Source organism: Kluyvera georgiana ATCC 51603, assembly GCF_001654985.1.
Taxonomy (GTDB): Bacteria; Pseudomonadota; Gammaproteobacteria; order Enterobacterales; family Enterobacteriaceae; genus Kluyvera; species Kluyvera georgiana.
In genome coordinates, this window is the sequence record NZ_LXEU01000015.1 from 51407 (window position 1) to 72142 (window position 20736).

Below are 20736 nucleotides of genomic sequence, written 5' to 3' on the forward strand. Positions count from 1 at the left end.
AATCTTTTTTGATTGTCATCACCTTCGCGGGTGAGGGCGTTGTTGTTCGTTAATACACCTACTTTGAGCCGGTTCACACTTTTCAATGAAAATTGCAGATCAATTTCATGATGAGTTATGTAGACTGGCCGCCATTAATATCGAGGCACTTGTACTACATGGCTGAATTCGAAACCACTTTTGCAGATCTGGGCCTGAAGGCTCCTATCCTTGAAGCCCTTAACGATCTGGGTTACGAAAAACCATCTCCGATCCAGGCTGAGTGTATCCCACACCTGCTTTCTGGTCGTGACGTGCTGGGCATGGCCCAGACTGGTAGCGGTAAAACTGCGGCGTTCTCTCTGCCGCTGCTGAACAATCTTGATCCTGAGCTGAAAGCACCACAGATTCTGGTGCTGGCACCGACCCGCGAACTGGCGGTTCAGGTCGCTGAAGCAATGACGGATTTCTCTAAACATATGCGCGGCGTAAACGTGGTTGCCCTGTACGGCGGCCAGCGTTATGACGTGCAGTTGCGCGCCCTGCGTCAAGGGCCGCAAATCGTTGTCGGTACCCCGGGTCGTCTGCTGGACCACCTGAAGCGCGGCACCCTGGACCTCTCTAAGCTGAGCGGCCTGGTGCTGGATGAAGCAGATGAAATGCTGCGCATGGGCTTTATCGAAGACGTTGAAACCATCATGGCGCAGATTCCGGAAGGTCATCAGACCGCGCTGTTCTCTGCCACCATGCCGGAAGCGATTCGTCGCATTACCCGCCGCTTCATGAAAGAGCCGCAGGAAGTGCGTATTCAGTCCAGCGTCACCACTCGCCCGGACATTAGCCAGAGCTACTGGTCTGTGTACGGCATGCGCAAAAACGAAGCGCTGGTGCGTTTCCTGGAAGCGGAAGACTTTGATGCGGCGATTATCTTCGTACGTACCAAAAACGCGACCCTGGAAGTGGCAGAAGCGCTGGAGCGCAACGGCTACAACAGCGCTGCGCTGAACGGTGACATGAACCAGGCCCTGCGTGAGCAGACGCTGGAGCGTCTGAAAGACGGTCGTCTGGATATCCTGATTGCAACCGACGTGGCTGCACGTGGTCTGGACGTAGAACGTATCAGCCTGGTTGTGAACTATGACATCCCGATGGACTCCGAATCTTACGTTCACCGTATCGGCCGTACCGGTCGTGCGGGCCGTGCGGGCCGTGCGCTGCTGTTCGTTGAGAACCGCGAGCGTCGCCTGCTGCGTAACATCGAACGCACCATGAAGCTGACCATTCCGGAAGTAGAACTGCCGAACGCAGAACTGCTGGGCAAACGCCGTCTGGAAAAATTCGCTGCCAAAGTACAGCAGCAGCTGGAAAGCAGCGATCTGGATCTGTACCGTGGCCTACTGGCTAAAATTCAGCCGACCGCAGAAGGCGAAGAGCTGGATATGGAAACGCTGGCCGCTGCGCTGCTGAAAATGGCACAGGGCGAACGTTCTCTGATCGTTCCGCCAGATGCGCCGATGCGTCCGAAACGTGAATTCCGTGACCGTGATGACCGCTTCGAGCGTCGTGGCGATCGCAACGATCGTGGTCCGCGTGACCGTGGCGACCGTGAAGATCGTCCAAAGCGCGAACGTCGTGACGTTGGCGATATGGAACTGTACCGCATTGAAGTGGGCCGTGATGACGGCGTTGAAGTTCGTCATATCGTGGGCGCGATTGCTAACGAAGGCGACATCAGCAGCCGTTACATCGGTAATATCAAGCTGTTCGGTACCCACTCCACCATCGAACTGCCGAAAGGCATGCCGGGCGAAGTACTGCAGCACTTTACTCGTACCCGCATCCTGAACAAACCGATGAACATGCAGCTGATCGGTGATGCTCAGCCACGCCCAGAGCGCAGCGGTCGCAGCTTCGGCGGCGAACGTCGCGAAGGTGGTCGTAGCTTCGGTGGTGAGCGTCGTGAAGGCGGCCGTGGCTTCGGTGGCGAGCGTCGTGAAGGTGGTCGTGGTGATGGTCGTCGTTTCAGCGGCGAACGTCGTGAAGGCAGCCGCGGCCCGCGCCGTGATGATGCTGCGCCGCGTCGTGATGACTCCGCAGGCCGTCGCCGTTTCGGCGGTGACGCATAAGCCAGACGGCTTAGAAGCGTAAAGTAAAATATACAGCCCCGATCGCCATGATTGGGGCTTTTTTTATTTCTTTTGTACTCGTGTACTGGTACAGTGCAACACATTAAAATGCAGTAGCAAAATTATTCACTGGAGAAAAGGCTGTATGGCGACACTAACCACCACCCAAACGTCACCCTCGCTGCTTGGCGGCGTGGTGATCATCGGCGGCACCATCATTGGCGCGGGAATGTTCTCCCTGCCGGTGGTCATGTCCGGTGCGTGGTTCTTCTGGTCGATGGCGGCGCTGGTGTTCACCTGGTTCTGCATGCTGCACTCCGGGCTGATGATCCTTGAAGCGAACCTGAACTATCGTATTGGCTCCAGTTTTGACACCATCACCAAAGACCTGCTGGGCAAAGGCTGGAACGTGGTAAACGGCATCTCTATTGCCTTTGTGCTCTACATCCTGACCTACGCCTATATTTCGGCGAGCGGCTCGATTCTGCACCACACCTTTGCCGAGATGTCGCTGAACGTGCCGGCACGAGCAGCAGGCTTTGGCTTCGCGCTGCTGGTGGCGTTTGTTGTCTGGTTGAGTACTAAAGCGGTGAGCCGCATGACGGCCATCGTACTGGGCGCGAAGGTGATTACCTTCTTCCTGACCTTCGGTAGCCTGATAGGCCACGTGACGCCCGCCACGCTGTTTAACGTTGCCGAAAGCCACGCCAGCTATACGCCTTACCTGCTGATGACGCTGCCGTTCTGCCTGGCTTCCTTCGGTTATCACGGTAACGTACCGAGCCTGATGAAGTATTACGGTAAAGATCCGCGCACCATCGTGAAGTGTCTGGTGTACGGTACGCTGCTGGCGCTGGTGCTCTACACCGTTTGGCTGCTGGGGACGATGGGTAACATCCCGCGTCCAGAGTTTATCGGCATTGCCCAGAAGGGCGGTAACATTGATGTGCTGGTGCAGGCGTTAAGCGGCGTACTGAACAGCCGTGGTCTGGATCTGTTGCTGGTGGTGTTCTCTAACTTTGCGGTGGCTAGCTCCTTCCTCGGCGTAACGCTGGGTCTGTTCGACTACCTGGCGGACCTGTTCGGCTTCGATGATTCCGCACTGGGGCGTTTCAAGACCGCGCTACTGACCTTCCTGCCGCCGATTATCGGTGGCCTGCTGTGGCCGAACGGTTTTCTGTACGCCATCGGCTATGCAGGTCTGGCGGCAACGATCTGGGCGGCGATTGTTCCGGCGTTGCTGGCACGTAAATCCCGTAAACGTTTTGGCAGCCCGAAATTCCGCGTCTGGGGTGGAAAGCCGATGATTGCGCTGATTCTGGTGTTTGGCGTGGGTAACGCGCTGGTGCATGTGCTGTCGAGCTTTAATATATTGCCGGTTTATCAGTAAGGCATTTGCCCGGTGGCGCTACGCTTACCGGGCCTACATTCTGATGTAGGCCGGATAAGGCATAGCCGCCATCCGGCAAAAAACGCACTACCCCAACAATTCCTGCTTCACATCCATCGCCAGGTCAAACGAATGCAGTCGCGCCTGATGATCGAAAATCTGCCCGTTGACCATAATCTCATCCGCCTGCGTTTCGCGCAGAATGGACTCCAGCCCGTGGCGCACCTTCGCCTTATCGCCCACCAGTGACATCCGTAACGCCTGGTCGACGCCGTATTTCTCCGACGGTGACCAGAAATGTTCCATCTGCTGAATCGGCGCTGGCAACTGTCCGGTCTCCCCGCGACGCAGCCTGGTGAATGCCTGCTGCATGGAGGTGAAGAGGAATTCCGCGTCGCGGTTACTGTCGGCGGCAATAATGTTGATGCACACCATTGCGTACGGTTTCTCCAGCCGCGCCGACGGCTTGAAGTTCGTGCGGTAGAGATGCAGCGCCTGGAACAGCATATCCGGGGCGAAGTGTGAGGCGAAGGCGAACGGCAGGCCAAGCTGGGCAGCAAGCTGTGCGCCGTACAGGCTGGAACCGAGCAGCCACACCGGGATCTTCTCGCCGTAGCCCGGTACCGGGCGCACCTGCGGGTCAGGATCGACCGCGTCAAACCAGTCCACCAGTTCCGCGACGTCGCGCGGGAAATTATCGATATCGCCGCTCATATGACGGCGCAGCGCGCGCATCGTCGGTTGATCGCTGCCCGGCGCGCGGCCAAGGCCGAGATCGATACGTCCCGGATACAGCGTATTGAGCGTGCCGAACTGCTCGGCAATCACCAGCGGCGAATGGTTAGGCAACATCACGCCGCCGGAGCCGAGGTGCAGAGTGGTGGTGTTGGCGGCCAGATAGCCAATCAGCACCGAGGTCGCCGCACTGGCGATGCCCACCATATTGTGGTGTTCGGCCAGCCAATAGCGATGATAGCCGCGCTTTTCAGCGAGCTGGGCGAGATCGAGCGAATGGGAGAAGGCTTCTCGCGCGGAGAAACCCTGGGGAATCGGCGCCAGATCGAGCACCGAGAAGGCAACGGTTTTGTCAGTCATAAAGGCTCACTTTGCTACAGCATAGTCATCAGATTGAAGGTCTTGTTCCAACCGGGCGCACCCGGCCAGAAAAGCTGCATCTTTAATAATGCATTAAAATCTGACTACTGTTGTTAACAAAGTGAGCGGTTTTATCAGGCCTGCAATTCCAGCCCGGCCAGACGTTTCCAGTAGCCGTTACAATCGCTGTTGGCGGTTAACGGCAGCGGTGCGCCGCCATTCTCGTTGGCGCGGAAGGCGTCGAGCATGGCAAACGTCTCGTTACCCATCGGCGACAGACGTACCATATCCACCAGTCCGTGCATGGACGTTAGCTCGTTGCCAAGGTTGTAAACGTAGCCACTCATGGTCTGAATGCCGTTGAGCACGAACACCTGCTGATTCTCCTGTGACAGCATGCTGCGCCCGTTCGGGTATTTGATGCAGCAGGTTTCGCATTCGTCTTTTGGCTTGTCTTCCGAGCGCGCGGTAAAGCAGCGGGCGGAGTAAGCCAGCGGCAGATGGCCGTAGCTCAGCACCTCGACTTCAAACTTATCGCGGATACCCAACTCTTCACACTGGTTGAGCAGATTGACCAGCCAGTCGCGGGACAGCTCCACCGGCATACACCAGCGCATCATGCCCTGCTTTTGCAGCAGGCGCAGCGTCACGGCGTTATAGCAGTTCAGCGCATGGCCAGCCACGAACGGCAGCTTACGCTCGGCGCATAGGTTCACGACGCCAAGATCGCTGGCTTCCACCAGAAAATCACCGTTCTCAACGTAACGCTTGAGCTCACCCAGCTCGGATGACGCCTGCACCAGCGCGAGGGTGGAGAGCACCACCTGCTTGCCGCTTGCGGCCAGCGTTTTCGCCATATCCAGCCAATCGCCGACTTTGGTCGCGCGACGTTTGCTGCACACCGCTTCGCCCAGATAAACGGTGTCGGCGCTGCTGGTGGCGGCCTGCTGGTAGAAATCTTCCAGCGTCTCTTTTGGCCAGTAGTAAAGCACTGGCCCTAATGAATATTTCATGGGAATTCCTACTGCCATTTACGGTGATACGCGCCGAGGGTGGTTTGGGTGCCTTCGGACATCGAACCGAGAGTGTCCATCCACGCGGCCTGCGGGACGAAGTTTTGCGGGTCAGCCATGCAGCGGTCGATAGCCTGACGCCAGACTTTCGCCACCTGGCTGACGTACGCCGGGCTACGCTGACGGCCTTCGATTTTTACGGAGGCGATGTTCGCCGCCAGCAGTTCCGGCAACAGCTCCAGCGTATTGAGGCTGGTGGGTTCTTCCAGCGCGTGATAGCGCTCGCCGTCGACCATATAGCGGCCTTTACACAGCGTCGGGTAGCCCGCATTTTCACCGTCCTGGTAGCGGTCGATCAGCACTTCGTTAAGGCGAGATTCCAGCCCCTGTGGCGTTTGCTGCCAGCGCACGTAGCGTGCCGGTGAGCAGGCGCCCACGGTATTCGGCGACTCGCCGGTCAGGTAAGAAGAGAGATAGCAGCGGCCTTCAGCCATAATGCACAGGCTACCAAAGGCGAACACTTCCAGCGGCACCGGCGTGACGCGGGCTAATTGTTTCACCTGATGAATAGAAAGCACGCGCGGCAGGACCACGCGGGCGACGTCAAAGTTGTGATGGTAAAAATTAATCGCCTCTTCGTTGGTTGCGGATGCCTGAACGGAGACATGGCGCTCAATATGCGGATAACGTTCTGCGGCATACTCAAGCATCGCGAGGTCGGCGAGAATCAGCGCGTCGGCGCCCAGCTGCGCGGCCATGTCCACGGCACGCTGCCAGCGTACGTAGCCGTCCGGGTGAGCAAAGGTGTTAATCGCGATATGCAGCTTACGGCCATGCTGATGCACGAAGCTCACGGCTTCCTGCAGTTTCTTTTCGGTAAAGTTCAGGCCAGCGAAGTGGCGGGCATTGGTATCGTCCTTCAGCCCGATATACACCGCATCGGCACCGTTTTCGATAGCCGCCTTAAGCGCCGGGAGGTTTCCGGCAGGGCAGAGCAACTCCATAATTCTTCCTGAGTTAGCGGCCCAGCAGGGCGCATTATTGTTAATGAATGGGAATTTTAGTTAACCTAACGCTAATCATTTTTGATTTGAGGCAGACAAAAGCGCATTGATTGCGCCAATAATCCCTCGTCCTCACGACATAATTGTTGATTTACGCCGCTATGTCGTTTATCTGATATGGCAAAATAACGGAACTATTGCATTCAGGGAGTAAAGCTTGTGTTGGATAAACTGCGTTCACGTCTGGTTCATGTTGCTCCGAGTTTAATGAGCGTTCCGGTAAAATTGACGCCGTTCGCCCTTAAACGCCAGGTGTTGCAGCAGGTATTAAGCTGGCAGTTCCGTCAGGCGCTGAATGACGGCGAACTGGATTTTCTGGAAGGCCGCTGGTTGAGCATTGAGGTGCGCGACATAGGCCTGAAGTGGTTCACTTCCGTTGAGAATGAACGGCTTATTGTGAGCGACGCGGCCCAGGCCGACGTGAGCTTCAGCGCGGACGCCAGCGACCTGCTGATGATCGCTGCGCGCAAACAGGACCCGGATACCCTCTTCTTCCAGCGTCGACTGGTGATTGAAGGGGATACGGAGCTGGGTCTCTATGTCAAAAATCTGATGGATGCCATCGAGCTTGAGCAGATGCCAAAAGCGCTGCGCGTGATGCTGATGCAGCTGGCTGATTTCGTTGAGGCTGGCCTAAAATCACCATCAGAAACCAAACATACATCGGTAGGTGAGCCATGCTGATTCGAGTAGAAATTGGAATTGATGCCCCGGGCATTGACGCGCTGCTGCGTCGGACCTTCAACCGTGATAGCGAAGCCAATCTGGTGCGCGAGCTGCGTGAAGACGGCCTGATTACGCTCGGCTTGGTGGCCACTGACGATGAAGGCCACGTTGTGGGCTATGTGGCATTTAGCCCGGTGAGCATCGAAGGTGAAGAGCTACAGTGGGTAGGCCTGGCGCCGCTGGCGGTCAATGAAGCGTACCGCGGTCAGGGGTTAGCCCGTCAGATGGTTTACGAAGGTCTGGATTCGCTGAACGAGTTTGGCTATGCGGCGGTTGTCACGCTGGGCGAACCGGCGCTGTATGGGCGTTTCGGCTTCGAGCGCGCGGCACAATACGATCTGCGCTGTCGCTGGCCGGGCACCGAAGAGGCGTTTATGGTCCATCGTCTGGCTGACGATGCGTTAAACGGCGTACACGGTCTGGTGGAGTATTCCGACCACTTTAATCGTGTTTAAGGCTGTCCCGTAACGTTTCAAATGAACCGTCACCTGCGACGAGGCGCTCTTTCTGGCGCTTCGTTAGCTGCTTAATGCGGTACTCCAGGCGTAGCGCCAGCGAGTGCTCGCCGACCTCACCAGAAAATGCTAGCTGTAGCGCACCTTTGCCGCGTAGCGCTTTCGCCCCTTTACCGCTCTGATGCTGGTGAAATCGCCGTTCAACATCGGTGGTGATACCGGTGTACAATTTGTCGTCCTCAGTACGGACGAGATAAAGAAACCAACGCACGTGTGCCAACCTGTCTGTGTAGGTGCACGCACCATAGCATAACGGAGAGAACAGATGGAAACCCTGGCAACCATTAGCCGCTGGCTGGCGAAGCAACACGTTGTTGGTTGGTGCGTGGCGAGTGAAGGCGAGCTGTGGTGCGCCAACGCGTTCTACGTGTATGACCCGCAGCGCGTGGCGTTCTACCTGTTAAGCGAAGAGTCCACGCGCCACGGGCAGATGACCGGCAAGCAGGCTCCGGTGGCGGGAACGGTAAACGGCCAGCCCAAAACGGTGGCGCTGATTCGCGGCGTGCAGTTCAAAGGCGAGATCCGTCTGCTGGAAGGTGAAGAGGCCGATGAAAAGCGCGCGCTGTATGTCCGCCGTTTTCCGGTAGCCCGCATGCTTCCCGCTCCGGTGTGGGAGATTCGTCTCGACGAGCTGAAGTTTACCGACAACACCCTGGGCTTCGGCAAGAAGCTGCACTGGCTCCGCGACTAAAGCCGCGGTAGCTCAATGATAAAGCGCGTGGCAACGGAGTCAGATGTCACGCTGATTTTCCCGCCATGCGCCCGCACGATCGACTTCACGATCGCCAGCCCGATCCCGCTGTTTTCACCTTTACGCTGCCGTGACGGATCGACCCGATAGAAACGATCGAACAGGCGTGGCAGGTGCTCCGCCGCGATAGGCGTACCCGGATTCTCAACGCGATACTCCACGCGTTCGTCAATCTCGCCAACCTGCACGGTGACCGACATCCCTCGCGGGGTATAGCGGATCGCGTTGGATAACAGGTTGTTGATCGCCCGGCGAATCATCAGCGGGTCGCCTGATATCAGCGAAGACTGCCCCACGAAATAGAGCTTCACTTCGCGTTCTTCGGCCCATGCTTCAAAGAACTCGAACACTTTGAGCGTTTCGCTTTGCAGATCCAGCGGCACGCGCTCGGGGATCAGCAGGTTTTCATCAGCCTGCGCCAGAAACAGCATATCGCTGACCATTTTCGCCATCCGGTTGTACTCTTCCAGGCTGGAGTAGAGCACATCTTCCAGCTCTTTCACCGTACGGGGCTGGCTTAACGCGATCTCGGTCTGGGTGACCAGATTGGTGATCGGTGTGCGCATCTCGTGGGCGATATCGGCGGAGAAATTGGCCTGGCGGCGGAACACGTCCTCGATCCGGCCGATCATCTGGTTAAACGAGATCACCAGCTGTTCCAGCTCGATCGGTACGCGGTTGGGACCCAGCCGCACGTCGAGATTTTCCGAGGTGATGTTTTTGATCGCCATACTCACGTCGCGCAGCGGCTGGTGGCCTTTACGCACGGCGATCAGCACGATCACGATAATCAGCAGGCTGATGACGGTCGCGATCATCATCAGATTGCGCTTCAGTTCATCGAGATAGTGAAGGTGGAAGTCGATCGACAGCGCGGTCAGCAGCGTGTAGGTCTGGTCGTGCGCGCGGACCGTAGACGCAATCACCCGATAAGTGGTGGCATGGCTGGCGTCGCCGCCGTGCTCTGCCATCTGACGCATGCCGCTGCCGGTCCAGCGAAACATCTGTTCGCTCTTAAGCTCATCGGAGAAATGTGAACTGGAGAGAATCGGCGACAAATCCGGCCCGCCTGGGGAGCGGTAAAGCTGTGGGTTATCGCGAGTACTCACCAGTACGGCGGTATTACGGTAGCCCGCCAGCACGCTGCCGATATTGGCCATTTTTTCCGCCTCTGAGGTTTCCGGCGCGGTCAGCAGCGCGTTGAGCGTGGCGTTGACCTGTTTCAGGTCGCTCACGTCCTGCTCGGCGAAATGTTTTTCCACCGAGTGCAGCATAATGCCGGTAAAGGCGGCAAAAGCGACGATCGTCGCCAGGCTGATAAAAAAGGTCAGGCGGGTCGCCAGCGAGAACGGGCGACGCAGGCTAGCCTTCATCGCGAACCTCAAGCACGTAGCCGACGCCACGCACGGTATGAATCAGCCTGGGCGTAAAGTCGTTATCAATTCTGGCGCGCAGGCGTTTGACGGCGACGTCGATCACGTTGGTATCGCTGTCGAAATTCATATCCCACACCTGCGAAGCGATCAGCGAGCGCGGCAGCACTTCTCCCGGGTGGCGCAGGAAAAATTCCAGCAGGGTAAATTCCTTACTGGTCAAAGTGATGCGCGTGTTGCCGCAGGTGACTTTACGCGAAACCAGATCGAGCGTGAGATCGGCCATCTGAAACTGGCTCTCGACGATCGTTGCCGCGCCACGACGCAGCAGGGTACGCACGCGCGCCAGCAGCTCAGCGAAAGCGAACGGTTTCACCAGATAATCGTCGGCGCCCAGCTCCAGCCCTTTCACCCGGTGCTCAATGGTGCCCAGCGCGGTCAGCAGCAGGATCGGCATACCTTTGCCAGCGGAGCGCAGCATGCGCACGATGTCCCAGCCGTTGACGTCCGGCAGCATGATATCCAGCACCAGCAGATCGTAATCGCCGGTCATCGCCAGGTGATAACCGTTGAGGCCGTTGTCGGCGCGATCCACCACAAATCCCGCTTCCGTCAGCCCCTTACACAGGTACTCCCCGGTTTTGACCTCGTCTTCCACCACCAGAATTTTCACGCGCCCTCCGTCGCCGCTGTGTGATGGGGCCATTCTAATGAGGAGTGGGGGATGACGGAAGAACCACGAGCGAAATACGCCTTGTCGGGGTTACTCCGCCCACGCGTTTTGCCGCTTCAGCTCCGCGTTAACCTTGCCGTTGATCTCTTTGAGCATCGCTGGAATATCACCATCGCAGCTGGCGTAAATTTTGTTAAAGCCATCGGCGGTAATTTGCCGTACCGGGATCCAGTTGGGGATCTGCGGCATGTAACGACCGTTCTTCGCGTAAGTGTCGGCGAACACTTCCCAACGTGGATCGTCATGATAATCTTTGATATTCAGCGTTTTGTTTACCGGCAGGCGGACGATCGGCATTGAGGTGCTGTCGGTTGCCATACCGATCTTCTGGCCTTCCGGCGAGATCAGAAACTCAAGGAATTTCTTCGCCGCCGCTTTGCGCTGGCTGGTTTTCATCAGGAACGCGGTGGTCCCTTCCGCCATGGAGATCGCGCCGCCAGGGCCTGCCGGTGGCGGTACCACGGTGTAGGTTTCTTTACCCGGATCTTTATCAAACAGCGCAATATGGTACGGCCCGGAGGAATACATGCCGGTTTGTCCGGAACGGAACGCGGTGTTGGCATCGGCGGTAGTGTGGTTGATTGCGCCCGGCTGCGCCAGCCCCTCGCACACCATGCCGCGCATAAATTCCATGGCGGTGACCATCTCTTTGCTGTCGAGCGCGGCTTTAAATTTCCCCGGTTGGGTGGCGACTAAATAGTTCGCGCCCGACTGCCAGAGATACGAGGAAGAGAATGAGCTGGCATAGCCGCGGGTGGTGGCCAGCGGCATGGTGAAACCGTAGGTATCGTTTTTACCGTTGCCGTCCGGGTCGTCGTGAGTAAAAGCCTGAGCCACTTTTTTCAGCTCATCCCAGTTGCTGGGCGCTTTCAGGTTAAGCTTGTTGAGCCAGTCCTGGCGAATAAACAGCGCGTAGGTGTGCGCTGAAGTGGGAACGCCGTAGTATTTACCGTCCGGCTGCTGAGCCGATTTCCAGGCCGCGTCGTAAATATCGCCGCCGCCTTTCAGCTCGCTCGGTTTAATTTCATCGACAATCCCCAGTTGCACCATCTGACCCACGATAATCGCGTCGTTGAAGACCACGTCCGGCAGCGCGTTGCCGGTTGCCGCGCGCGCCAGACGCTGGTCAAAGTCGGTCACGGCGTTGAAGTACTTGATGGAAATCCCGGTCTCTTTCTGGAACTGGTCGGCGAGCTTTTGATAAATCACTTTTGAATCATTGCTGGCACGTATCCAGACGTCGAGCTGTTCGCTGAAGGCATTTTGTGAAAGGGCACATAACAAGGCTAAACCAAGCGCTTTTGTTCTGAATTTCATAGAGAGACTCCGGTTTTGCGATAGGTATTATTTTCATCCCTGAACAGAGGTAAGGATTGGTGAAAAGGAAAACGAAACGATGATAGGAGTGCTATTTGTATGAAACAACGTTCTATTATGGTTAACCGGTCAATATCGCGTCGTTATGCGGGCCATCTCACAGGGAAAATAAACGTAAATATTAGCGGTAAAATATAACCCGGTGAAAATGTTGATATTGCTGTTTTTCGGCAAGTAGCGCTGACCCTTAATCCGGCCATTAATTTGTGAGCGTTCTGGCATATTATGGATTAAATGTGATCGCGGTTAATTTCTCACCGCCGATATTCTCTTTTTTAAAGTTCGTAAAAACCGATTCATCTTTTCCGCGCGGAATTTCGCCGGGCGGATCACGTTATCCCCTGCCTTAAATGACAACTTTGTCATTATCCTGTCAGGTTACCAACAGAGTCACTCCCGTAAGGTAGTCACCAGGCCAGCCCCTCTGATTCGGCCAAACAGGACGTGACATGTTGAAAGCAAAACCTTTAGCGCTGCTGATGGCGTTTATGCTGGCCGGATGTACCTCGCTGGCACCGGATTACCAGCAGCCCGAAAATATCGTTCCCCAACAATTTTCGCTGTCTGCGGGCACGCTGGTGGCGACCGGCGGCAGCTGGCAGGAGACCGGCTGGCAAACCTTTTTTGTCGACCCGCAGGCAAAGCGGTTAATCGACGTTGCGCTCCGTAACAACCGCGATCTGCGTATGGCGATGCTCAACGTTGAAGCCGCGCGTGCACAGTACAACGTGACCGATGCCGGGCGCTATCCTCAGTTGGATAGCGCCTCCAGCGCGAGCTATAAAGGCGACCTGCAGGGCCGCGACGCCACGGATAAAAGCTATGACGTAGGGCTGAACCTGAGCTACGAGCTGGACTTTTTCGGCAAGCTGAAAAACATGAGCGAAGCCGACAGGCAGAACGTATTCGCCAGCCAGGCGGCCCAGCGCGCCGCGCAGATTGTGGTGGTGACCAACGTTTCGCAGGCCTATTTTAATCAGCGCCGCCTGGCCGCGCAGTTGGCCATTGCCAAAGAGACGCTGCGAAATTATCAGCGGTCTTACGGCTTCGTAGAGCAACAGCTGGTGACCGGCAGCACCAACGTGCTGGCTCTGGAGCAGGCGCGCGGCGTGATTGAAAGCACCCGCGCCGATATCGCTAAACGCGAAGGCGAGCTGGCGCAGGCTAACCATTTATTGCAGCAGCTGCTGGGGACCTACAGCACGCCGCTGAGCGACAGCGTGCAGAGTGACGCGCTGAACCCGCTACCGCTGCCGGCCAATCTACCGTCGACCATTCTGCTACAGCGCCCGGATATTATGGAGGCCGAGCACCAACTGCGTGCCGCGGACGCCAATATCGGCGTCGCCCGCGCGGCGTTCTTCCCTTCCATCACCCTGACCAGCGGCGTCTCGACCAGCAGCTCGGCGCTCTCCAGCCTGTTTAACGCGGCGAGCGGCATGTGGAGCTTTGTGCCGAAGGTTGACCTGCCGATTTTCAACGCCGGGCGTAATGAAGCCAATCTGGCGCTGGCAAGCGTGAAGCAGCGTCAGGCGGTGGTGACCTACGAGCAGAAGATTCAGGTGGCCTTTAAAGAGGTGGCGGACGCGCTCTCGCTGCGCGACAGCCTTCAGGGGCAATTCGTGGCCCAGCAGCGTTATTTAGCGTCGCTGCAAATTACCTTACAACGCGCGCGCGCGTTATATGCCAGCGGTGCGGTGAGCTATATCGAAGTGCTCGATGCCGAGCGTTCAATATTCGCCACGCAGCAGGCCATTCTCGATTTGATTTATTCCCAACAGGTCAACGAAATCAATTTATTCACCGCCCTTGGCGGCGGTTGGAAAGCCTAACCCTTATTCAGGAGTCTTCAATAATGCGTCAATTTACTACTCTGCTCGGCGGTATTTTTATGGTCATGGCGATGAATGTTCAGGCGGCGGAAATGCAGCATGACGGGCATGGGCAAATGATGGATATGAGCGCGAAACCGGCGGTGATTAAAGGCACCGGCATCGTGAAGTTGATTGATACCCAGGCGAAGAAAATCACCATTGAACATGAGGCGATCGCGGAAGTTAACTGGCCTGCGATGACCATGCGTTTTACCTACAGCGAACCGACGCCAGCGATTGAGCAGCTCAAAGAGGGCAGCCGCGTGGATTTCAGCTTCGTCCAGCAGGGGAATATCTCCCTTCTTCAGGATATTAAAACGCGCTGATGGCCATGACAAAAACTCAATTAAAATATAGCGCGGCGATCGTCTGTAGTCTGCTGATTGGCGGGCTGGCAACGGCGGCGATAAGCCGCCTGACGGCCCCTGACGCGCAGGTTAAGGCCGAGCCAGCCGAGCGTAAAGTGCTCTACTGGTACGATCCGATGAAGCCCGATGTGCGTTTCGATAAACCGGGCAAATCGCCGTTTATGGATATGGACCTGGTGGCCAAGTACGCCGATGAAGGGGGTGAGACTTCCACGAATGGCGTACGTATCGATCCCACTCAGGTGCACAATCTGGGCATGCGTACCGCGCCGGTGACGAAAGGGCGTCTGACCTACAGCCAGACGCTGCCGGCGAACGTCAGCTATAACGAATACCAGTTCGTTATTGTGCAAGCGCGCGCCGAAGGCTTTATCGAGAAGGTGTATCCGCTTACGGTCGGTGACAAGGTACGCAAAGGCACGCCGCTGGTGGAAGTGACGATTCCATCGTGGGTGGAGGCGCAGAGCGAATATCTGCTGCTGGTCAGCTCCGGCGGTACGGCAACCCAGCTGGAGGGCGTGCTGGAACGGCTGCGTCTGGCGGGGATGCCGGAGTCGGACATCCAGCGGATGCGCACGACCCGCCGGGTACAAACGCGCTTTACTCTCAACGCGCCGATTGACGGTGTGCTCACCGCCTTTAGTCTGAAAAGCGGAATGAACATCGCCAAAGATAACGTCGTGGCGCAGATACAGGGTATGGATCCGGTGTGGATCAGCGCCGCTGTACCGGAATCTACGGCCTGGCTGCTGAAGGATTCGACGCAGTTCAGGGTGGCGATCCCGGCCTATCCCGATAAAACCTTCCCGATCCAGAAATGGTCCATTTTGCCCAGCGTCGATCAAACCACCCGTACCGTGCAGGTGCGTATGCAGGTTAACAACCCGGACGAACTGCTGAAGCCGGGGATGAATGCCTACCTGAAGCTGAACACGCAAAGCGACGAAATGCTGCTGATTCCATCGCAGGCGGTGATCGATACCGGCGATGAACAGCGGGTGATTACCGTGGCCAGCAACGGTGAATTTGTGCCGAAGAAAATTCAGGTGCTGCATGCGTCACAGCAGCAGACGGGCGTGGCCAGCGGCCTGGCGGAAGGAGAGTCGGTGGTGCTGAACGGGCTGTTCCTGATTGACTCCGAAGCCAATATCAGCGGCGCGTTGGATCGTATGCGGCATACCGCTGACCCTCATGCCGGGCATTAAGGAGACGGTGATGATTGAATGGATTATCCGGCGTTCGGTCGCCAACCGTTTTCTGGTGATGATGGGGGTACTGTTTCTCAGCGTCTGGGGCGGCTGGACGATCGTCAATACGCCGGTGGATGCGCTGCCGGATCTCTCTGATGTTCAGGTGATTGTCAAAACCAGCTATCCGGGACAGGCGCCGCAGATTGTGGAAAATCAGGTCACCTACCCGCTGACCACCACCATGCTGTCCGTGCCGGGGGCGAAGACCGTGCGCGGCTTCTCACAGTTCGGCGATTCCTACGTGTACGTCATTTTTGAAGACGGGACGGATCTGTACTGGGCGCGATCGCGCGTGCTGGAGTACCTCAATCAGGTGCAGGGTAAGCTGCCGCAGGGCGTCAGCTCCGAGATTGGGCCGGACGCCACCGGCGTCGGCTGGATCTTTGAGTACGCGCTGGTGGACAAAAGCGGCAAGCACGATCTCGCCGAGCTGCGTTCGTTGCAGGACTGGTTCCTGAAGTACGAGCTGAAAACCATCCCTAACGTTGCCGAAGTGGCGTCTGTGGGCGGCGTGGTGAAGCAGTATCAGGTGCAGGTCGACCCGATGAAGCTCGCCCAATACGGCATCAGTCTTGGAGAGGTTAAGCAGGCGCTCAGCACCTCGAATCAGGAAGCGGGCGGTTCATCGGTTGAAATCGCCGAAGCGGAATACATGGTGCGCGCCACCGGCTACCTGAAAAGCCTGGAAGACTTTAACCATATCGTCCTGAAAGCCGGGGATAACGGCGTACCGATCTATCTGAAAGATGTCGCGCGGGTACAGATTGGCCCGGAAATGCGCCGCGGTATCGCCGAACTGAACGGCGAAGGTGAAGTGGCGGGCGGCGTGGTGCTGCTGCGTTCTGGTAAGAATGCTCGTGAAGTGATTACGGCGGTGAAAGAGAAGCTCGCCACGCTGCAAAAAAGCCTGCCGGAAGGCGTTGAAGTCGTCACGACCTACGACCGCAGCCAGCTGATTGACCGCGCGATCGATAACCTGCGTTCAAAGCTGATTGAAGAATTTATCGTGGTGGCGGTGGTTTGCGCGCTGTTTCTCTGGCACGTGCGTTCGGCGCTGGTGGCGATCGTCTCGCTGCCGCTGGGGCTGTGCATTGCCTTTATCGTCATGCACTTCCAGGGGCTGAACGCTAACATCATGTCGCTTGGCGGCATCGCTATCGCGGTAGGGGCGATGGTGGACGCGGCGATCGTGATGATTGAAAACGCCCACAAGCGGCTGGAGCACTGGCAGGAAGCGCATCCCGATGAACCAATGGACAACGCCACGCGCTGGAAAGAGATTACCGATGCGGCGGTCGAGGTGGGGCCGGCGCTGTTTATCAGCCTGCTGATTATCACCCTGTCGTTTATTCCCATCTTTACGCTGGAAGGCCAGGAAGGGCGACTGTTTGGCCCGCTGGCGTTTACCAAAACCTACGCCATGGCCGGGGCGGCGGCGCTGGCGATTGTGGTGATTCCGATCCTGATGGGGTTCTGGATTAAGGGGAAAATTCCGGCAGAATCGCGCAACCCGTTAAACCGTTTTCTGATTGCCCTTTATCACCCGCTGCTGCTGAAGGTGCTGAAGTGGCCGAAGCTGACGCTGCTGGTCGCCGTGCTGTCGATGTTTACCGTTATCTGGCCGCTGAGCAAGGTGGGCGGCGAGTTTCTGCCGAAGATCAACGAAGGCGATCTGCTGTATATGCCCTCGACGCTGCCGGGTATCTCGCCGGGGCAGGCGGCGGTGTTGCTACAGCAAACCGACAAGTTGATTAAAACGGTGCCGGAGGTGGCGTCGGTGTTTGGCAAAGCCGGGAAAGCGGAAACCGCAACCGACTCCGCGCCGCTGGAGATGATTGAAACCACCATCCAGCTCAAGCCGCAGGACCAGTGGCGGCCAGGGATGACCCTCGACAAAATCATCGATGAGCTGGATGCCACCGTGCGTCTGCCGGGGCTGGCGAACCTGTGGGTGCCGCCGATTCGTAACCGCATTGATATGCTCTCGACCGGTATCAAAAGCCCGATTGGCATTAAAGTTTCGGGCACTTCGTTGGCAGACATCGACGACGCGGCGCAGCGCATTGAAACCGTGGCGAAAACGGTGCCCGGCGTTGTCTCCGCACTGGCGGAGCGGCTGGAAGGCGGGCGCTATATCGATGTCGATATTGACCGGCAGAAAGCCGCACGTTACGGCATGACCGTGGGCGATGTGCAGCTGTTCGTTTCGTCGGCGATTGGCGGAGCGATGGTGGGCGAAACCGTCGAGGGGGTAGCGCGTTACCCGATCAACATTCGCTACCCGCAAGGTTTCCGCGACGGCCCGACGGCCTTACGCCAGCTGCCAATTCTGACGCCCGCCAGGCAGCAGATCACGCTGGGCGACGTGGCGAAAGTCCAGGTGGTATCCGGGCCGACGATGCTGAAAACGGAAAACGCCCGCCCGGCGAGCTGGATCTACATCGACGCGCGCGACCGCGATATGGTTTCGGTGGTGCATGACCTGCAAACGGCCATTAGCCAGAATGTGATCCTGAAGCCAGGCACCAGCGTGGCCTTCTCCGGGCAGTTTGAACTGCTGGAGCACGCCAATAAGAAGCTCAAGTTGATGGTGCCAATGACGGTAATGATTATCTTCATTCTGCTCTATCTGGCTTTCCGTCGGGCGGAGGAAGCGGTGCTGATTCTGATGAGCCTGCCGTTTGCGCTGGTGGGTGGGATCTGGTTCCTCTACTGGCAGGCGTTTCATATGTCGGTGGCGACCGGTACCGGGTTTATCGCTCTGGCCGGGGTCGCCGCGGAGTTTGGCGTGGTGATGCTGATGTATTTGCGCCACGCCGTTGAGGCCGATCCTAAGCTCCAGCGCGCGGAAACCTTCACCGAGCAGGGGCTGGACGACGCGCTGTATCACGGTGCGGTGCTGCGCGTGCGGCCAAAAGCAATGACCGTCGCCGTGATTATTGCCGGGTTATTGCCCATACTGTGGGGGACGGGCGCGGGCTCAGAAGTGATGAGCCGTATTGCCGCGCCGATGATTGGCGGGATGATTACCGCGCCGCTGCTGTCGTTGTTTATCATTCCGGCTGCCTATAAATTGATATGGCTGTATCGCCACAAACGCAGCCGATAAGGTGTGCGGTTGACGCGCGTAGGCCTGATAAGCGCAGCGCCATCAGGCAATCACGGAGCACATTGCCGGATGGCGGCGTAAACGCCTTATCCGGCCTACGCGCGGTGAACCCTTCGATATCAGGGGAATAGGGAGACCCTTATGCATCACGTCCTCATTACCGGTGCCACTGGCCTTGTTGGTGGGCACTTACTTAATCTGCTGCGCCGCGAGGCGCAGGTGGAATCGATCGTTGCGCCTACGCGCCATCCGCTGGAGCACGCATTCGGCATTGAGAATCCGCATGACCCGGATCTCAGTGCCGCGCTCGCGCAGGTCACCTCACCCATCGATAGCGTATTTTGCTGCCTTGGCACCACGATACGCGATGCGGGCTCAAAGGCCGCGTTCAGCCATGTCGACTACGATCTGGTGTTGGAAACGGCTCAGACCGGTTTACGCCTTGGCGCGCAGCAGCTGCTGGTGGTGAGCGCGATGGGGGCAAACGCGAATTCACCGTTTTTCTATAACCGTGTGAAAGGTCAGATGGAATCGGCGCTGATTGAACAAGGCTGGCCGCGGCTCACCCTGGCTCGCCCTTCAATGCTGCTGGGCGAACGCGGTACGCCGCGCTTAAACGAGCGCCTGTTGGCACCGCTGTTTAGTTTGCTGCCGGGAAACTGGAAGTCGATTGCAGCACTGGATGTGGCGAAAGCCATGCTGAGCACGGCAAAGAATCCGGGCGTATCCCCGGTGACAATTTTGTCGTCGCGTCAGCTAAGAGAAATGGCCCGACAGTGAATTCGCCGGGCCATGGTGCGGATTACTGAATGTAGGTAAACGCGGTGGTAACGCGCTTCACGCCGCTCACGCGGCTGGCGATATCGGCCGCGGCTTTGCCTTCACGGTCGGTCACCAGGCCCATCAGGAACACTTCACCGTTCTCAGTGGTGGCCTTCACGTTCGAGGATTTCACCTGATCGCTGGTCAACAGCTGCGAGCGGACTTTGGTGGTTATCCAGGTGTCTGACGAAGAGGTGCCCAGGCTAATCGGCTGGCCCTGACGGACCTCGTTAAACACTTCGGTGGCCCCATCAACGCCAACGGCAATCTGCTTCGCGCGGGTCGCGAGGCTGAGGTCTGGCGCCTGACCGGTCAGCAGCACTTTGCCCTGATATGCGGTCACGTTGATACGCGCTTCTTTCTTAATCTGTTCATCCTTCGACAATGCGCTGTTGACGCGAACTTCCAGCGTGCTGTCGTCCACCTGAGTTCCCACCGTGCGCGGGTCTGTTGCGGCTTTGGTCCCCACTGCCGCGGTGCCAACAACGGCGGCGGCAATGCATCCCTGGAGCAGCAGTGCGGAAATAAGGACCGCGAGGGTCGAAATTACCTTCATGTGTTCTCCTTAGTCGTCCTGGTGTGGGAAAAGGGTGTTATCAATTAAATCGCACAGACAGTTCACCGTAAGCATGTGCATTTCCTGAATGCGCGCGCTGCGGTGCGACGGGATGCGAATTTCCACATCCTGCTGGCCCAGTAAACCGGCCAGCTCGCCGCCGTCATAGCCCGTCAGGGCCACGATGGTCATGTCGCGGGTCACGGCGGCTTCAACCGCTTTCACGATATCGCGGCTGTTGCCGCGCGTAGAGATGGCCAGCAGCACATCGCCAGCATGACCCAACGCGCGCACCTGCTTGGCATAGATTTCATCATGCAGGCGATCGTTGGCGATTGCCGTTAAGACCACGTTATCGGTATTAAGTGCAATCGCGGGTAAACCGGGACGCTCAGTTTCATAACGGTTAATCATGCAGGCCGCAAAATGCTGTGCATTGGCCGCGGATGAACCGTTACCACAACAGAGAATTTTGTTGCCGTTAAGCAGCGATTGTACCAGGGTCATCGCAGCTCGCGAGATAGCGTCCGGGAGCGCTTCCGCCGCGGCGATTTGGGTCTGGATGCTTTCAGTGAAGCACACTTTGATTCTTTCGAGCACGATATCCCTTTACAT

At 57.4% G+C, this 20736-nt stretch carries 20 protein-coding genes; 11 read left to right on the top strand and 9 right to left on the bottom strand.

Features of this window, described 5'->3' with window-relative positions:
• Window positions 1-85: 85 nt before the first annotated feature.
• The 3 genes from yrbN (at window position 86) to mtr (ending at window position 3495) form a co-directional block, all read left to right on the top strand.
• Window positions 86-166, top strand: a complete 81-nt coding sequence (gene yrbN, locus M989_RS25435) for a protein YrbN (protein WP_100249910.1) — start codon at window positions 86-88, stop codon at window positions 164-166.
• Window positions 159-2105, top strand: coding sequence for a DEAD/DEAH family ATP-dependent RNA helicase (locus M989_RS03350; RefSeq protein ID WP_064541988.1), 1947 nt, complete (start codon window positions 159-161; stop codon window positions 2103-2105). Before yrbN ends, M989_RS03350 begins: the two co-directional genes overlap by 8 nt.
• Window positions 2106-2250: 145 nt before the next feature.
• Window positions 2251-3495 carry a tryptophan permease gene (gene mtr, locus M989_RS03355; protein ID WP_064541991.1) on the top strand — a complete coding sequence of 415 codons (1245 nt, stop codon included), beginning with the start codon at window positions 2251-2253 and terminating at the stop codon, window positions 3493-3495.
• Between the two features lie 87 nt (window positions 3496-3582).
• On the opposite strand, the gene M989_RS03360 is transcribed toward mtr, so the two are convergent.
• The 3 genes from M989_RS03360 to ubiU form a co-directional block, all read right to left on the bottom strand.
• Window positions 3583-4590: a luciferase-like monooxygenase gene (locus M989_RS03360; RefSeq protein ID WP_064541994.1), complete on the bottom strand. Its 1008-nt coding sequence runs from the start codon at window positions 4588-4590 to the stop codon at window positions 3583-3585.
• 134 nt (window positions 4591-4724) lie between these two features.
• Window positions 4725-5603, bottom strand: a complete 879-nt coding sequence (locus M989_RS03365) for a U32 family peptidase (RefSeq protein ID WP_064541997.1) — start codon at window positions 5601-5603, stop codon at window positions 4725-4727.
• An 8-nt stretch (window positions 5604-5611) separates the two neighbouring features.
• Window positions 5612-6607: a ubiquinone anaerobic biosynthesis protein UbiU gene (gene ubiU / locus M989_RS03370; protein WP_064542000.1), complete on the bottom strand. Its 996-nt coding sequence runs from the start codon at window positions 6605-6607 to the stop codon at window positions 5612-5614.
• Window positions 6608-6826: 219 nt separating this feature from the next.
• Here ubiU and ubiT point away from each other — a divergent pair, with 219 nt between their 5' ends.
• Entirely contained in the window at window positions 6827-7351 is a 525-nt protein-coding gene (ubiT, locus tag M989_RS03375; protein WP_064542003.1) for a ubiquinone anaerobic biosynthesis accessory factor UbiT, read from the top strand.
• Entirely contained in the window at window positions 7345-7848 is a 504-nt protein-coding gene (locus M989_RS03380; RefSeq protein ID WP_064542006.1) for a GNAT family N-acetyltransferase, read from the top strand. The genes ubiT and M989_RS03380 overlap by 7 nt, the downstream gene beginning before the upstream one ends.
• Here the strand turns inward: M989_RS03380 and M989_RS03385 are convergent.
• Complete coding sequence (locus M989_RS03385) at window positions 7835-8119, bottom strand: GIY-YIG nuclease family protein (RefSeq protein ID WP_064542008.1); 285 nt, start codon at window positions 8117-8119, stop codon at window positions 7835-7837. The genes M989_RS03380 and M989_RS03385 overlap by 14 nt on opposite strands.
• A 54-nt stretch (window positions 8120-8173) precedes the next feature.
• Between M989_RS03385 and M989_RS03390 the strand changes: the two genes are divergently transcribed.
• Entirely contained in the window at window positions 8174-8599 is a 426-nt protein-coding gene (locus M989_RS03390) for a YhbP family protein (protein ID WP_064542011.1), read from the top strand.
• On the opposite strand, the gene M989_RS03395 is transcribed toward M989_RS03390, so the two are convergent.
• The 3 genes from M989_RS03395 to M989_RS03405 form a co-directional block, all read right to left on the bottom strand.
• Entirely contained in the window at window positions 8596-10032 is a 1437-nt protein-coding gene (locus M989_RS03395; protein WP_064542014.1) for a Cu(+)/Ag(+) sensor histidine kinase, read from the bottom strand. The two genes, M989_RS03390 and M989_RS03395, sit on opposite strands and share 4 nt — an antisense overlap.
• Window positions 10022-10705: a copper/silver response regulator transcription factor gene (locus tag M989_RS03400; protein WP_064542017.1), complete on the bottom strand. Its 684-nt coding sequence runs from the start codon at window positions 10703-10705 to the stop codon at window positions 10022-10024. Before M989_RS03400 ends, M989_RS03395 begins: the two co-directional genes overlap by 11 nt.
• A gap of 90 nt (window positions 10706-10795) precedes the next feature.
• Window positions 10796-12082, bottom strand: a complete 1287-nt coding sequence (locus tag M989_RS03405) for an ABC transporter substrate-binding protein (RefSeq protein WP_064542020.1) — start codon at window positions 12080-12082, stop codon at window positions 10796-10798.
• Between the two features lie 509 nt (window positions 12083-12591).
• Here M989_RS03405 and M989_RS03410 point away from each other — a divergent pair.
• The 5 genes from M989_RS03410 (at window position 12592) to M989_RS03430 (ending at window position 19523) form a co-directional block, all read left to right on the top strand.
• Complete coding sequence (locus tag M989_RS03410) at window positions 12592-13974, top strand: Cu(I)/Ag(I) efflux RND transporter outer membrane protein (RefSeq protein WP_064542023.1); 1383 nt, start codon at window positions 12592-12594, stop codon at window positions 13972-13974.
• Window positions 13975-13994: 20 nt separating this feature from the next.
• On the top strand, window positions 13995-14342 hold the full coding sequence (locus tag M989_RS03415; RefSeq protein ID WP_425337825.1) for a copper-binding protein: 348 nt from the start codon (window positions 13995-13997) through the stop codon (window positions 14340-14342).
• A gap of 5 nt (window positions 14343-14347) precedes the next feature.
• Window positions 14348-15589, top strand: a complete 1242-nt coding sequence (locus M989_RS03420; protein ID WP_064542515.1) for an efflux RND transporter periplasmic adaptor subunit — start codon at window positions 14348-14350, stop codon at window positions 15587-15589.
• Between the two features lie 10 nt (window positions 15590-15599).
• Window positions 15600-18743 (top strand): CusA/CzcA family heavy metal efflux RND transporter, encoded by a 3144-nt coding sequence (locus tag M989_RS03425; RefSeq protein ID WP_064542029.1) that lies wholly within the window; start codon window positions 15600-15602, stop codon window positions 18741-18743.
• A 141-nt stretch (window positions 18744-18884) separates the two neighbouring features.
• Window positions 18885-19523 carry an NAD-dependent epimerase/dehydratase family protein gene (locus M989_RS03430; RefSeq protein ID WP_064542032.1) on the top strand — a complete coding sequence of 213 codons (639 nt, stop codon included), beginning with the start codon at window positions 18885-18887 and terminating at the stop codon, window positions 19521-19523.
• Between the two features lie 22 nt (window positions 19524-19545).
• Here M989_RS03430 and dolP read toward each other — a convergent pair whose 3' ends face one another.
• Window positions 19546-20121 (bottom strand): division/outer membrane stress-associated lipid-binding lipoprotein, encoded by a 576-nt coding sequence (gene dolP, locus M989_RS03435; protein WP_064542035.1) that lies wholly within the window; start codon window positions 20119-20121, stop codon window positions 19546-19548.
• Window positions 20122-20130: 9 nt separating this feature from the next.
• Entirely contained in the window at window positions 20131-20721 is a 591-nt protein-coding gene (gene diaA, locus M989_RS03440) for a DnaA initiator-associating protein DiaA (RefSeq protein WP_064542037.1), read from the bottom strand.
• Window positions 20722-20736 lie beyond the last annotated feature (15 nt).

What these genes read in the sequence shown, in the direction of transcription:
- yrbN (WP_100249910.1), top strand. Translation starts at nt 86, where the DNA reads ATGAAAATTGCAGATCAATTTCATGATGAGTTATGTAGACTGGCCGCC.
- M989_RS03350 (WP_064541988.1), top strand. Translation starts at nt 159, where the DNA reads ATGGCTGAATTCGAAACCACTTTTGCAGATCTGGGCCTGAAGGCTCCT.
- mtr (WP_064541991.1), top strand. Translation starts at nt 2,251, where the DNA reads ATGGCGACACTAACCACCACCCAAACGTCACCCTCGCTGCTTGGCGGC.
- M989_RS03360 (WP_064541994.1), bottom strand. Translation starts at nt 4,590, where the DNA reads ATGACTGACAAAACCGTTGCCTTCTCGGTGCTCGATCTGGCGCCGATT.
- M989_RS03365 (WP_064541997.1), bottom strand. Translation starts at nt 5,603, where the DNA reads ATGAAATATTCATTAGGGCCAGTGCTTTACTACTGGCCAAAAGAGACG.
- ubiU (WP_064542000.1), bottom strand. Translation starts at nt 6,607, where the DNA reads ATGGAGTTGCTCTGCCCTGCCGGAAACCTCCCGGCGCTTAAGGCGGCT.
- M989_RS03380 (WP_064542006.1), top strand. Translation starts at nt 7,345, where the DNA reads ATGCTGATTCGAGTAGAAATTGGAATTGATGCCCCGGGCATTGACGCG.
- M989_RS03390 (WP_064542011.1), top strand. Translation starts at nt 8,174, where the DNA reads ATGGAAACCCTGGCAACCATTAGCCGCTGGCTGGCGAAGCAACACGTT.
- M989_RS03395 (WP_064542014.1), bottom strand. Translation starts at nt 10,032, where the DNA reads ATGAAGGCTAGCCTGCGTCGCCCGTTCTCGCTGGCGACCCGCCTGACC.
- M989_RS03405 (WP_064542020.1), bottom strand. Translation starts at nt 12,082, where the DNA reads ATGAAATTCAGAACAAAAGCGCTTGGTTTAGCCTTGTTATGTGCCCTT.
- M989_RS03410 (WP_064542023.1), top strand. Translation starts at nt 12,592, where the DNA reads ATGTTGAAAGCAAAACCTTTAGCGCTGCTGATGGCGTTTATGCTGGCC.
- M989_RS03420 (WP_064542515.1), top strand. Translation starts at nt 14,348, where the DNA reads ATGACAAAAACTCAATTAAAATATAGCGCGGCGATCGTCTGTAGTCTG.
- M989_RS03425 (WP_064542029.1), top strand. Translation starts at nt 15,600, where the DNA reads ATGATTGAATGGATTATCCGGCGTTCGGTCGCCAACCGTTTTCTGGTG.
- M989_RS03430 (WP_064542032.1), top strand. Translation starts at nt 18,885, where the DNA reads ATGCATCACGTCCTCATTACCGGTGCCACTGGCCTTGTTGGTGGGCAC.
- dolP (WP_064542035.1), bottom strand. Translation starts at nt 20,121, where the DNA reads ATGAAGGTAATTTCGACCCTCGCGGTCCTTATTTCCGCACTGCTGCTC.